General features: G+C 44.7%; 10 protein-coding genes and 1 tRNA gene. 6 read left to right on the top strand and 5 right to left on the bottom strand.

What is annotated here, in order from left to right; translation table 11 throughout:
- The first annotated feature begins 174 nt into the window (after positions 1–174).
- The 3 genes from ACYX4M_RS11615 (at position 175) to smrA (ending at position 1254) form a co-directional block, all read left to right on the top strand.
- Positions 175–249: transfer RNA gene (locus tag ACYX4M_RS11615), tRNA-Arg, on the top strand.
- A gap of 132 nt (positions 250–381) precedes the next feature.
- Positions 382–507: a hypothetical protein gene (locus ACYX4M_RS11610; RefSeq protein ID WP_334048256.1), complete on the top strand. Its 126-nt coding sequence runs from the start codon at positions 382–384 to the stop codon at positions 505–507.
- 159 nt (positions 508–666) lie between these two features.
- Positions 667–1254 (top strand): DNA endonuclease SmrA, encoded by a 588-nt coding sequence (gene smrA, locus ACYX4M_RS11605; RefSeq protein ID WP_334048257.1) that lies wholly within the window; start codon positions 667–669, stop codon positions 1252–1254.
- A gap of 170 nt (positions 1255–1424) precedes the next feature.
- On the opposite strand, the gene ACYX4M_RS11600 is transcribed toward smrA, so the two are convergent.
- Entirely contained in the window at positions 1425–1565 is a 141-nt protein-coding gene (locus ACYX4M_RS11600) for a hypothetical protein (protein WP_162889815.1), read from the bottom strand.
- A gap of 260 nt (positions 1566–1825) precedes the next feature.
- Entirely contained in the window at positions 1826–5713 is a 3888-nt protein-coding gene (purL, locus tag ACYX4M_RS11595; RefSeq protein WP_476080230.1) for a phosphoribosylformylglycinamidine synthase, read from the bottom strand.
- 176 nt (positions 5714–5889) lie between these two features.
- Here purL and mltF point away from each other — a divergent pair, with 176 nt between their 5' ends.
- The gene (gene mltF / locus ACYX4M_RS11590) at positions 5890–7293 is read left to right on the top strand and encodes a membrane-bound lytic murein transglycosylase MltF (RefSeq protein ID WP_476080229.1); all 1404 of its coding nucleotides are present in this window, start codon (positions 5890–5892) and stop codon (positions 7291–7293) included.
- 536 nt (positions 7294–7829) lie between these two features.
- On the opposite strand, the gene tadA is transcribed toward mltF, so the two are convergent.
- The gene (gene tadA / locus ACYX4M_RS11585; protein ID WP_476080228.1) at positions 7830–8573 is read right to left on the bottom strand and encodes a tRNA adenosine(34) deaminase TadA; all 744 of its coding nucleotides are present in this window, start codon (positions 8571–8573) and stop codon (positions 7830–7832) included.
- 346 nt (positions 8574–8919) lie between these two features.
- Between tadA and ACYX4M_RS11580 the strand changes: the two genes are divergently transcribed.
- Positions 8920–9147 (top strand): hypothetical protein, encoded by a 228-nt coding sequence (locus tag ACYX4M_RS11580; protein WP_476080227.1) that lies wholly within the window; start codon positions 8920–8922, stop codon positions 9145–9147.
- A gap of 70 nt (positions 9148–9217) precedes the next feature.
- Here the strand turns inward: ACYX4M_RS11580 and ACYX4M_RS11575 are convergent, their stop codons facing one another.
- Positions 9218–11185, bottom strand: a complete 1968-nt coding sequence (locus tag ACYX4M_RS11575) for a monovalent cation:proton antiporter family protein (protein WP_334057391.1) — start codon at positions 11183–11185, stop codon at positions 9218–9220.
- A 274-nt stretch (positions 11186–11459) separates the two neighbouring features.
- Here ACYX4M_RS11575 and ACYX4M_RS11570 point away from each other — a divergent pair, with 274 nt between their 5' ends.
- The gene (locus ACYX4M_RS11570; protein ID WP_476080226.1) at positions 11460–12359 is read left to right on the top strand and encodes a GGDEF domain-containing protein; all 900 of its coding nucleotides are present in this window, start codon (positions 11460–11462) and stop codon (positions 12357–12359) included.
- A gap of 119 nt (positions 12360–12478) precedes the next feature.
- Here the strand turns inward: ACYX4M_RS11570 and tilS are convergent, their stop codons facing one another.
- Positions 12479–13804, bottom strand: a complete 1326-nt coding sequence (gene tilS / locus ACYX4M_RS11565; protein ID WP_476080225.1) for a tRNA lysidine(34) synthetase TilS — start codon at positions 13802–13804, stop codon at positions 12479–12481.
- Positions 13805–13898 lie beyond the last annotated feature (94 nt).

The raw sequence follows: 13898 nt of genomic DNA, 5'->3' as shown, positions 1-13898 counted from the left end.
CTTAAGCCCTCGTATTTAACGGGGGCTTTTTTATTGGGTGCCTAGTATCACAAGATATTTAACAAGACATTTTAGCCGCATAAGCGCAGCGTGATAAAACACTACACCTTGTTGATTAATCAAAGGGTTTCGTATTTTCTGGAACTACGTATAATAAAGCTTCCTACGCATTAGGTCCCCATAGTTTAATGGATAAAACAAGGCCCTCCTAAGGCTTAGATGTTGGTTCGATTCCAGCTGGGGACGCCATTTTAGCTGGCGTAAGCCCAAAATAGAGTAAACCTTCCTATACATTTCACTCCCCAATCATCATGTTTATTTCTTCTACTTTGGTTGTAATTTAATCGAATTAAGCAATACTCTTCTAAACAGGAGAGCACAATGACTTTCGATTCGTCCCCCGAAGAAGAAACTGGCGATGATGTTGAAACACCGAGTGATTCAACATTTACCGAAGAGGAATGGTTTGCCATAGAGGCACTATCTGAGCCCGGTGCCATCTACTAACCGGTGAAATTTCAAAATTAATCCCCACTTTTATAGCCATTGCCTATTTTAAGCGTCATCTTTCTGTGCGTTTAGCTTTCCAATAAGTACACTTCGCATAGACCATCAGGCAAAAAATAACGTATAAATAATGATGTAGTAGTTAATACGGGGAATAGTATGAGCCAATTTGAAAACGACGATATCGATTCGTTTTTTGCTGAAATGCAAGATGTAAAACCCATTGCTTCAGATGATAAGGCTTTATTACACGATCCTGAAAAGGCGCTCGCCGAAAAGCAAAAACGAGCAGCCTTGAAGGTAAGTGTTCGCGACAAGCTTGCTAACCCGTTAAGCATGGAAGGTGTGAAGCCGGTACCGCCTGATGATTTTATACATTTCCAGCAGCCAGGCATACAAGACGGTGTGTTTAAAAAACTGCGTCTTGGCAAATATCCGTTGGAAACCAATGTCACATTATCAGGAAAAACCCTAGAACAAAGCCGCGACCTAATTTATAGCACCATTAAATCAAGCCACGAACGTGGAGTTCGCGCCCTGCTTATAAAACATGGAACGGGTGAAAATAGTAAGCCATTTCCAGCGTTAAAGAAAAGCTACGTCAACCACTGGCTACGTGAACTTGATGAGGTGATTGCCTATCATACAGCACAACCTATGCACGGAGGCTTTGGTGCTACCTATGTGCTTTTGAAAAAGCATCCGCAGCAGAAATTAATTAACAGAGAAAAAAATAAGAAAGGATAAAATGGGAGGCAAGAACTCGTTGAGTCAGCTTTGCTTTTTTGAGCTTGTCTTTAGGTATAGCTTTTAGGCTTTTCTCATGAAGCGCTATATGCTGAACGTTTTTATAGTCCTCCAATGATTAACGCCCGTATCAAGTAACTTGATACGGGCGTTAGAATTTTTCTTTCAGACTACTTAACTGAAGACTGCACACTTAGCGTTGTTGGAGCTTCGGCAGATTTCGCAGATGTGCTAAAAACAGCAGTTACGAACATCAGCACTACAGCTACAGCCACTCCGGTTAAGCCAAACCCTTTTGAAGAACGATTCATTGGTCGTCTCTTATTATTAAAACCAGTAAGCAATTGCTAAACACTGGTACAACCCTAACTCAACTCCTGTAACCTAATTGCAATCCTTGCTTGCACTACAATAGATCAGTGACAAACTGATGACAAGGGCAAAAATCAAATTTTTGACACTTTGCCAAAGCTTTGACGCCTATTTATGGTATGTGCATTTATTAAACAGTATTTTTCTACTGACTAAAACAGGGGTTTCCCCCTGTTTTAGTCAAAATAAACGTGTTTTATTACCCAACAAATTTACGGGCATTTCTGAAGATACGCATCCACGCGCCATCTTCTTGCCAATCGTCTGGACGCCACGAGTTTGCTACTGCTCTAAATACACGTTCAGGGTGCGGCATCATGATAGTGCTTCGCCCGTCTAGTGAAGTTAGACCCGTGATCCCTTGCGGTGAACCGTTCGGGTTTGCAGGGTATTGCATGGTTGGCTTGCCATAGTTGTCTACGTAACGCATCGCCACCTGTGCGCCAACTTGTGATAGCGCGTTTTCATTTGCAAACTCAGCCTGACCTTCGCCGTGCGACACTGCAATAGGCATACGCGAGCCTGCCATGCCATCTAGCAGCACAGACTTGGACTCCATCACTTCAACCATTGCCACGCGAGCTTCAAAACGCGCTGACTGGTTAGTGACAAAGTGTGGCCAGTGCTCAGTACCAGGTATCAACGATTTTAGGTTCGATAGCATCTGACAGCCGTTACACACACCTAAACTAAAGGTGTCATTGCGGTTAAAGAAACCTTCGAACTGCTCCCGAGCCATGCTGTTAAACAATATAGATTTCGCCCAGCCTTCACCTGCACCTAATACATCGCCGTAAGAGAAACCGCCACAGGCAGCAAGACCTGCAAACTGTTCAAGGGTAGTGCGACCCGCCAGCACGTCACTCATGTGTACGTCGATAGCGTCAAAACCTGCACGGGTAAATGCAGCCGCCATTTCTAGATGCGAGTTTACGCCCTGCTCTCTTAATATCGCCACTTTTGGCTTAACGCCTTTGGCAATATATGGCGCTGCAACGTCTTCGTTTAAATCATATGACAACGCAGCATGCAAACCTGGGTCGGCAGCATCTTGCTTCGCCGCATGTTCTTGTTCAGCGCACTCTGGGTTATCACGAAGTTTTTGCATTTCAAACGTAGTTTGCGCCCAGGTAGTACGCATTGATACACGACTATCCGCAAGTACAGCTACACCGTCGCGGTTAAACTCAATCATATCTGTACTATTTAATGTACCGATATCGTGAGTCAATTCAGTTAAGTCGAACTTAGCCAGTACAGCGTTAACTGCGTCTAGGTCGCTTTCAAGCACTTGAATTACACCACCCAATTCTTCATTGAATAGTACTGCAATGTCATTGCCTTCAAGGCTATCAAGGTCAACGCTCACACCTGTTTTACCCGCAAAGGCCATTTCTGCCACTGTAGTAAACAGGCCGCCGTCTGAACGGTCATGGTAAGCGTGCACCAAACCTTTTTCGATAAGCGTTTGCATAGCGTCAAAGAAGCCTTTAAGGCGGGTAGCAGAAACCACATCTGCGGGGCTATCGCCAAGCTGTGTATAGACCTGGGCTAAACAGCTAGCGCCCAAGCGATTTTTACCTTCACCCAAATCTAGTAGCAACAAGCGACTTGCACCTTTATCAGTGCGTAGCTGAGGCGTTAGGGTTTTGCGAATATCTTTTACTGCACCAAACGCTGAAATAACCAGTGACAGCGGAGAAGTCACTGCTTTATCTTCACCGTTTTCATTCCATGCGGTTTTCATCGACATGGAGTCTTTACCTACAGGAATGGTTAAGCCTAGCTCTGGGCATAGCTCTTCACCCACAGCTTTCACCGCCTCATAAAGACCTGCATCTTCACCTGGGTGTCCAGCTGCTGCCATCCAGTTTGCAGACAGTTTAATGCGCTTAATATCACCAATGTTTGCTGCAGCAATGTTGGTTAGTGCTTCCCCCACTGCAAGACGGGCAGACGCACCGTGTGATAAAAGTGCCACCGGGGTGCGCTCACCCATTGTCATTGCTTCACCATGGTAGGTATCAAACGCTGTTGCAGTTACTGCTACGTCGGCCACTGGTACTTGCCATGGGCCTACCATTTGATCGCGACTTACAAGGCCGGTAACCGAGCGATCGCCAATAGTGATAAGGAAGGTTTTCTCTGCAACGGTAGGTAATGACAGAATACGTGTCGCTGCATCACTTAAAGTAATGCCTGCGTCGTCTAATGCTGGTGAGCTTACCTTGGTTGAGCTTACGTCGCGATGCATTTTAGGCGGCTTGCCTAAAAGTACATCTAGCGGCATATCGATAGGTTTGTTGTCAAACTGACTGTCGTTCAGGTTCAGGTGCTGTTCGGCAGTGGCTTCACCAACCACAGCAAACGGCGCACGTTCGCGGGCGCAAATTGCTTCGAATACCGGCATATTTTCCGGTGCCACAGACATAACATAACGTTCTTGCGATTCGTTACACCAAAGCTCTAGCGGCGCCATACCTGGCTCATCAGACAATACTTTTCTAAGCTCAAAGTTACCGCCACGGCCACCGTCATTAACTAGCTCAGGTAGTGCGTTTGAAAGACCACCTGCGCCCACATCGTGGATAAACTGGATAGGGTTGTTATCCCCTAGCTGCCAACATGCATCAATCACTTCCTGGCAACGACGCTCCATCTCAGGGTTGTCACGCTGTACTGAAGCAAAGTCTAAATCTTCGTTTGATTGTCCAGATGCCATTGATGACGCTGCACCGCCGCCAAGACCTATGTTCATTGCTGGGCCGCCAAGTACAATAAGCTTAGCGCCTACCGTGATTTCGCCTTTTTCAATATGGTCACGGCGGATATTGCCTAACCCACCGGCTAGCATGATAGGTTTGTGATAGCCTCTCACCTCTACGCCGTTAAAACTATTAACTTCTTGCTCGTACGTACGGAAGTAACCAAGTAGCGCTGGACGACCAAATTCGTTGTTAAACGCTGCGCCACCTAATGGGCCTTCAAGCATAATATCGAGAGCGCTCACAATGCGCTGTGGCTTACCATACTCAGCTTCCCATGGCTGCTCAGCGCCAGGAATACGTAAGTTAGATACGGTAAAACCAACCAAACCCGCTTTAGGTTTTGAGCCACGACCAGTAGCACCTTCATCACGGATTTCACCGCCAGAGCCGGTTGCCGCACCTGGGAAAGGTGAAATAGCTGTTGGGTGGTTATGAGTTTCTACCTTCATCAAAATATCAATATTTTCATGATGGTATTCGTATTGATGCGACTGAGGGTTCGGGAAGAAACGCCCTGCTTGCCACCCTTCCATTACCGCTGCGTTATCTTTGTAGGCTGAATAGACGTGATCAGGTAACAACTCGTAGGTGTTTTTGATCATTTTAAACAGCGACTTGTCTTGGTCTTCGCCGTCAATAGTCCAGCTAGCGTTAAAAATTTTGTGGCGACAGTGTTCAGAGTTTGCTTGCGCAAACATATAAAGTTCAACGTCTGTCGGATTTCTGCCTAGCTTGGTAAAGCTATCATACAGATAGTCAATCTCATCATCTGCTAATGCCAGGCCTAATGACACGTTTGCATTAACCAGTGCTTCTTTGCCTTCTCCTAACACATCTACACTAGTAAAAGTATTAGCTTCGGTTTGTGCAAATAGTACCTCTGCGTCGTCAGTATTCATAAACACTGACTCAGTCATTCTATCGTGTAAGAAGCTAGCGATAAGTGCAAAGTCATCGTCACTCAAAGTGTCTTCTGTTTCGATATAAAACGCGCATCCACGCTCTATGCGATTGATACTTTTTAAACTGCAGTTGTGAGCGATGTCGGTGGCTTTAGAAGACCAGGGGGAGATAGTGCCAGGGCGAGGAGTAATGAGGAAGAGGGTTCCAGAAGGTGTTTGTGCTTGCCTCGCGGGGCCGTAAGTGAGCAGCTTCTCAAGTATTTCTATTTGCTGCTTAGACAAGTCACCTTGGGAGTCGACTAGGTGAACATATTCGCTATATAGGTTTTTAACCCTAACGCCGGATTGACCCAGCTTTGCAATCAGTTTAGTTTGGTTAAACTCTGATAGTGCAGGAGCGCCTCGAAGGACCAACATATTGATTTACCTGGTTTGTTAGAAACAACGACCACCAATGCGACGCGTTGCCTCTTGGATTGATGAGTATTTCGGCGCGGATTATAGAGCAATTATGCACCGTAAGTAACCTCATAACGCGCTTACGTGAACTTTTTTTTAAACTTAGACGGTTTAATAACAACAAGTAAAGGTCTATGCAGTCACAAGACTATAAAAAACGATTAAAACTACAATTAATAATCATTTTATCCATTGCTATTATAAGCTGCGGTGTGCCCTCCGTCCCCACTGCACTCTCCTTATTATTAGAACGTGAAACCATCCGCGTAGGAACCGTATACGGTGCAGGAACCTTTTATAACGGTGCTGAAGGGCCCCAAGGGTTTGAGTATGAACTGTTGGCAGGGTTCGCCGATTACCTTGGCGTGACTCTCGATTTGTACCCTTTCTATAGCTATGAAGTCATGCTAGAGCAATTGGAAGAAGGCAACTTAGACATTGTCGCCACAGGTGACGCGGTGACACCTTCATTAGAAAACCGCTTCTCGTATGGACCTGCATATCAACATGTAAAACAACAGCTTGTATTTCAAGCTGGAACATCAAGACCTAGAGATCTTTTAGATCTCGATGCCCCTATAATTGCAGTTGCACAAAGTAGTCAAGCTCACTTACTTTCTGGCCTTTTAAGCGATTTAGGCGACGTAGCAACTGACACTGAAAAAGTAGTGATAAAGACCGAGCTCATTACCACCGAAGATTCAGATTCTGAAGAACTGTTGCAACAAGTGGCCAATGGCGACATAGCTTATACAGTGGCCGACAGCAATCGTTTAGCTTTGCAGCGTAGACGTTATCCAAACTTGGCAGTAGCGAAAACTCTTGACGAAAATATTCCGATGGCTTGGGCGCTTCCGTTACACCAAGACGATTCGGTTAAGGCTGCGCTTATTGAATACTTTGGAACCGTACATCAATCTGGCTGGTTTACCGTATTGGAGGACAAGTATTTCGGTCATATCCGCCAGTTTGATTATGTGGACAGTCGCGCATTCAACTATGCAGCGGAAACTGCATTAGCCCAATATAAACCTCTATTTCAAAAATACGCTGGAGATCTAGACTGGCGACTGCTTGCGGCCATGAGTTACCAAGAAAGTCATTGGGATAGTAACGCTGTGTCTAGAACCGGGGTTCGCGGCCTAATGATGTTGACGCTGGATACAGCGAGTGACTGGGATGTGGATGATAGAACCAACCCAGAACAAAGTATTCGCGGCGGATCACGTTATTTTGCTAGTTTACTCAGCCGTATACCCGCGCGAATAAGTGAACCTGATAGAACCTGGATGGCTATGGCATCGTATAATATCGGGATGGGGCACTTGGAAGATGCGAGAGTGCTTACCGAACAACAGGGCGGTAACCCTGACTTGTGGGTAGACGTGAAGCGCCGCTTGCCACAGCTCAGGCAAAAAAAGTATTACCGCACCACCCGCTATGGCTACGCGAGAGGCGATGAAGCGTTGCAATATGTTGAGAATATTCGTCGCTATTACGACAGCCTAGTATGGTTGGACGAACAAGGAAAAATTTGATCTCGTTCGTTTTGCTTCTCTCTTGAAAACTGTCATTTTGATGTCATCTATACTGTGTATCCTTTGAACGAGTTAGTAAGTAACTAACTCGCTTTCTCAGAACTTTAATTTTTCTCAAAGAATATTAACTCTAAAAGAACAGTATCTCTCTAATAATATGAGATTAGTTCAAACGACAGAGTATTTTTCTTGAGGGCGCAATTTAGCCACAACAAGAAAAATAGCCTCAAAGTGAGAAAGGAGAATAAATGAAAAAAAATCGCTTTATGAAAAAAGGAATAAAATTGAAAAACAACAATAGACGTAGACTTATGCTTAAGCGTTGCCACCAAAAAGTACTTCAACGCCGCAAGCTATTTGTTACAAGTGACATGTTCACTCAGCTGGCTCGCAAGCCTAGCTAACGTACTTTTAAGCTAGTTACTTTTATTGATAGGCATCAATTAATTGAGCGCTCTCTTTTTAACCTATTAGCCCAGCAAACCAAATAGGCGCTTAAAACAAACAAGCACATCGTTAAGCCAACGGAATAAGCATTAGCTTGAAGCATCTCCCTCTCGTTGTTTTTTCGCCTTTTTGGCAGCCTTAATTTCCTTTCTACGCTTGCGAAAAAAGTCTGATAATTTGTTAGCACAATCGTCAGCTAATATGCCAGAAACAATCTCAACCTGATGATTTAGAGCAGGATGTTGCAATAGATTCATAACAGAACCTGCAGCGCCTGTTTTCGCATCTTTAGCACCAAACACCACCCGCTTTACTCGCGCATGCACGAGCATACCTGCACACATAGAACAGGGCTCTAAAGTGACATAAAGGGTAGCGTCAATAAGCCGGTAGTTTTGCACTTTAGAAGCGGCCTCTTTGACCGCGCGCAATTCCGCATGGGCAGACGGGTCGTTATCCGATATTGGCGTATTATAGCCTTCGCCGATAAGCTCACCGTTTAATACTACGCAGGCACCCACAGGTACCTCCCCCATCAACTCCGCTTTGTCAGCAAGGGTTAATGCGTGCTTCATCCACGTCACATCTTCATCAGTAACCGTCCCATTAATCACGTTTTCCTGAATAATGTCTTTTCTAGCTGGGTTCTCGCTAGTTCCATTCTGACGAGGAATACTCTCTTTTGAAGCACTTGCTTTTGCGAGCGTCTCTTCAGCGGTTAGCACTTCAGGCGCTACTGCTTGCGCTGCAACAAGTTCGGAGCTTGGCTCTTGAGGCTGTTTTTTCCAAGTATCAATATTTGGTGTCGGAAGGTCGCTATTTTGGTCACTCATTAGTCAATTTTGCTACTTCATTTAGTGAAATTAGTTAACAATAGTTCTGCATAAACCTAGGTAAACATTCTAACTTACTAGAAAGTAATGACTTTTGTCACTTGGCAACCTATTTGCAATCTCTCATTATAACACTGCTGGAGTGAAGGACTTAACTGGTTACACTTTTTATAGAAAACCTTGGTCAATAACCGTTATAGTACTCTAGGCTCAGCAGTAATTTTACTAATAAGTATTTAGCCTCTGTTTATTAAAGATGAAAACTAAATACTGGGTGAATTAGGCAACTGACCACATTTTCACCTAAACTCTTTTAAAGCCATTTGTGAGGGATACCACCGTGAACATGACAGCGATTGCAATAGTAGCCATTTGTGCTTGGGCGTTAGTTACCATTGTCGAAAGTGCAAAAGACAAAAGCAAAAAGAAATTTAGTAACAAAGAAACTGAAGCTTATAGACAAGAAATTGCAGATTTGAAAGAGCGCGTATCTGTACTCGAAAAGATTGTTACTGATGAACGCTACGACCTAAAAAAGCAATTTGCAGATTTAGAGAAAGACCGCGTCGCCTAAGTTTAGTGAAATAGATTCCTCTGCCAGCGCAACCTATGCCAATAGACCATACTGCGCTGGCTGTTAGACATCAATTCCCTTCTAAAAGTTTGCGTTCTGCCCGCTCTACCCGCCGGGGTTTACCTGCAATAACCAGCACATCATGGGCCTGTAAAATTGCGTCTTGGTCTGGGTCTTTAACTTCATTACCGTTGCGCCTTAACCCTTTTATTGCAACGCGCATTCTAGTGAAGTCGATATCTTTTATGGCTTTGCCAATGCAAGACGCGTGTTCTGACAATACTACTGCATGAATAAACTCTAGCTTATCTTCCGTTCCGTACGTAATCTCTGTTGTTTCACCGGGGTAAAAACCATGCATATGATCATAGCGACCTTTTCGCTCCGCCCGCACCCGCTTCAAGATACGTGACATAGGTACACCTGCATAGTGCAGAACCTGCGACACCAGCATTAAGCTGCCTTCTTGTAATTCAGGCACTACTTGGTTTGCTCCTGCGTTGTATAGGCTTTCTAGCTGGTAGTCTCGTTTTGTGCGAACCATAACATCTGTAGCGTTTGTTATACTTCGGGTCTGGGTAATCACTTGCTTAGCCTTATCGACCTGATCAAACGTCACAAGTACAAGCTTTGCACTTTCTACATTTGCATTACTCAAAATATCTTTTTGACTGGCATCACCGAAGATAACGGGTTCGCCCGCATTTCGGCTTTCATGCACTCTGACAGGATCCATATCTATAGCGACAAAATGAATACCTTCCATTTTTAACATGCGCGCTACAGACTGACCCACACGACCAAACCCACAAATAATGACATGATTAGTCAGCGGGCCGGTATTTCCAAAGCTAGTGTTATCATCAAAAGAGATATCATTATTAACAATGCGTTTGGCGATAGTCACACTGTTGTTCATAAGCCATGGGGTTAACGCCATACTTATCACACCCATACATACTATTAGCGATGATTGCTCGGAGGTTAACACACCGTGGGTTGTGGCAAGCGCCGCGATGACGAAGCTAAATTCTCCAATTTGACAAAGCTTAACACCGGCGGACCAGCCATCAATAGCGTCAGTTTTGACTAGCAGGGATGCTGCCCTTACCAAAATAACTTTAACTATCATTAACGCAAACACACCAAACACTATTTCAAACAAGCTGTTCCAGAGCACGGTAAGCTCCAACTGCATGCCAACGGTAACAAAGAACAAGCCCATCAAAATATCCCTAAAAGGCCTGATATCAGCCTCAAGCTGATATTTGTATTGGCTTTCCCCTAACATCATCCCTGCCAAAAAAGCGCCAAGCGCCATGGAAAGACCAAAATAATAGGTAAGGCCACCGGCTAATAGCGCGATTAAAATGGTAGTCAATACAAACAGCTCATCGGTTCTGGTTCTCGCGACCTCTCTAAATACCCAAGGAAGTAACCACTTACCTACCGACATTAAGAACGCGATAACAAACACGCCTTTTAGTAGTGCTTCCCCAAGAGCAAGGGCAATACTCACCTCGCCTGTTTGCGCGAGCAGTGGGATAGCAATGAGAAATGGGACGACGGCCAAGTCCTGAAAGAGTAGGATACTCACGGCGAGTTGTGTACGCCTGTTATTAAGAATTCCCATTTCAGTTGCTTGTTTAATAACAATAGCCGTAGAGCTTAGCGCCAGCGTACCGCCAATAATGATAGATGCGCTAACTGGGATCCCTAAAAAGAGCGGCACGCAGGTAAATACTGCTGTTGTGAACAACATTTGCCCTAATCCCACGCCAAACACCAATGAGCGCATCGCTAACAATTTAGGGAGGGAAAATTCGAGCCCAAGGGAAAAGAGCAGAAAAACAATACCTACTTCGGCTAATAAATGCATTTCTTCGGGATGAGCAAATACAGATAGCAGCTGAGGCCCTGCGAGTACGCCAGCGAATAGATAAGCAAGAATAGGCGGGAGATGAATCCGTTTAAATAATGCCACCGCGCAAACCGATATAAACATCAGTATTACGATATTTAAAAAACTCGTCCCCACTTTACCTCCTCGAGTAACACCAACTTTCGTTTGTTAAATAAGCGCAATAATTAACTCGATTTTACGCATAAAACTAAAGATTAGCGCAACAACTAAGTTGTTGGCATCTAGTTTGCAAATCCCCTTGTGTTAAATGCAGATCCGGCAAGTTTTGCCGCTGTGATCGTCATAAATTTCGCAAGAACGCAGTTATGGCCATAGAAACGTCAGCACTTTGACACTGTTTCTTTTCACATCTATGGCATGTGAGCGTATTTTGTATAGGGGCACTACTGTGGATTTTTCAACGTCAGTCTACGATAGCACACAACACAACAATTTTTACCCTGCTGAGAGCACAGGTAAATCACTCTCTTTTAGTGAATTATCAGGCTTTGTCACACAGCTCCTTTCTACGCTTGAACTTCAAGAGTTGGGTGGCGTGTATTTTCAGCAGCTAAATACGTTACTGCCGGTTGTTGGTTTCAGCTTATCTGACTTTGACTCCCGTTGGGTGTACGGTAATGCAAAAATATCCTCAACACTGATTGATTTACCACTACAAGGTGCCAATGCCATTAATGGCGATCAAGCTCATGTCTATTATTACATTAGTTCACCCTTGTCGTTATCGCAACGGGAGAGTCTATTCCAACTGCATGATTTATTTGGAAAACAAGTAAAGCATGCACTATCGTTAATGCGTGTTCAGCAAATGGCAACTAAAGATGTATTAACAGGTTTAGGTAACCGTGCGGGCTTTGAGCAATCTATGACCAGACAGCTAGGGTGGGCGCAACGCCACGATGAGCCATTTGGATTTTTAATTATCGACCTAGATAACTTCAAATATGTAAACGACAACTTTGGACATGGCGAAGGCGACAAGGTGCTCGCGCATGTGGCAACACATTTAGAAAACGTACTGCGGGATGAAGATGAAGCATTTCGCTATGGCGGCGATGAATTTTGTTGCTTATTAGATTGCCAAACACAGCAGCAACTGGCTTGTGCAGCCCAGCGTATTCAGATGAGTATCAATAGCTCTAACTACTTGTCTCGATTAGGTGTATCAACTAGTCTTGGTGGCGCAATTTACCGCGATGGCGACACAATGAGTAGCCTTTTTGATCGTGCGGACAATGCGCTTTATCGCGTAAAAAACTCTGGTAAGAATAGCTACCACGCGGCATAACTTTGCTACGGACAAGTTTTTAAGTGCGGCAAAGAAATGCCGCTTTTTTGTTTTTCTCGTCGACATTCCACCAAGCGATCTAGTTCGCTGTTTATAGCAAACTCGCGGAAACCCTTCGCTTAATCTTGTTCAAACGTTATTTCTATATTAGGCACTTTGGGCTGCAGATAAACACAGCGTCCTTCAACAATAAGTGCGACAGGCTGCTTGTTTAGAAAAATGACCGGCACGCCATTTCGCTCCCATCGTGGCACACGCCATACCTTAAACCACTCTTTCAATAGCTTAGATACGCTCGCACTCTCTGGTTTTATTTTTAAGTTGCGAGCATTGGTTTGTAAAGAAACTTTATCGCCATTTTTCTGGTCTGATAATGTGACCCTAATATTACCGTGTAACCAAGAAAGAGGGATATCTTGACCTAACGCCAATTCAAGGTTTTGCGGGATCTCGTGGTTATCGTTCACCACCCAATAAAGATCTTGGTCAAACCGCATCACCCTGCCCCATTTAAAGTTTACTTCTGGGGTTGCGTCGTGCTTTGCTTTTAGCATAGCAATTACTTGATCTGTCTGTGCTTTTGAAGGCGACAGCTCGCCTTGCGATTTGAACCACGCACGAATGACCATAGCCTGCCAAGGTAAAGACAATGCAGCGAGTTGTTGCCCGTCGAGTCTGAGATCTGTGCGTTTACAATCTTCAAAATATTTTTGGGCAGAATCACTGACTAGTGCACTTTGCTCAGCACAAAGTTCTGCGCTTCGACCCACTGTTTTGGTTAGTTTCGGCCAGCGCGCCAGCAAGTGAGGGATAATCTCGTTCCTTAAGAAGTTCCTATCAAAGCTGTTTTGCTGATTGGATTCATCCTCGACCCACTGCAACATTTCCTCCTCGGCATAAGCAATGATGTCGGTTTTTTCTAGGGATAGCATGGGCCGCATTACAAGGGTTTCACCGCGAAACTGCACGTCGCCCATACCAGCCAAGCCTTGAGGGCCGGCACCGCGTTTAAGCTGAAGTAATACGGTTTCAAGCTGATCTTCAGCATGTTGCCCCAAAAGCAGCACACCGCCAATTTGTTCGCACACTTCTAGCAGAGCGTTGTATCGAACTTTACGCGCCTCAGCCTCCAAGCTCTTTCTAGAGCTGGTATCAACGGCAACGCGATACTGATGAAATTCAACATCTTCGAGACGGCACTGCAGTTCACAGTGACGAACCCAGTCATCCGCATTTTCACTTAAACCGTGATGTACATGTACAGCGTGAATTGGAGTTCCATATTGCTCCCTGTACGCGACGACAGCTTGAAGCAGAACGGTGGAATCCACACCTCCGCTGTAAGCAACTACTAAAGGCGTTTGAAGTGGTCGCTTTACATCAGTTAGTGACGTGGCTATGCGGTTGACGATATATTCAATAATTGGGGAGTGTAGAGGGGTCACTGACCGGTAATACCTTATTGTTTCAACTTAATTTCTATTATGGGGTACTTGGCTAAGCACAGGCTTTCTAGTAACGCACTTTCTAATAACACAC

The sequence above is a fragment of the Alteromonas sp. ABV4_150 genome (assembly GCF_056311745.1).
Note: the sequence above shows the minus strand (reverse complement) of the source record. Positions and strands in the feature narration are given on the sequence as shown.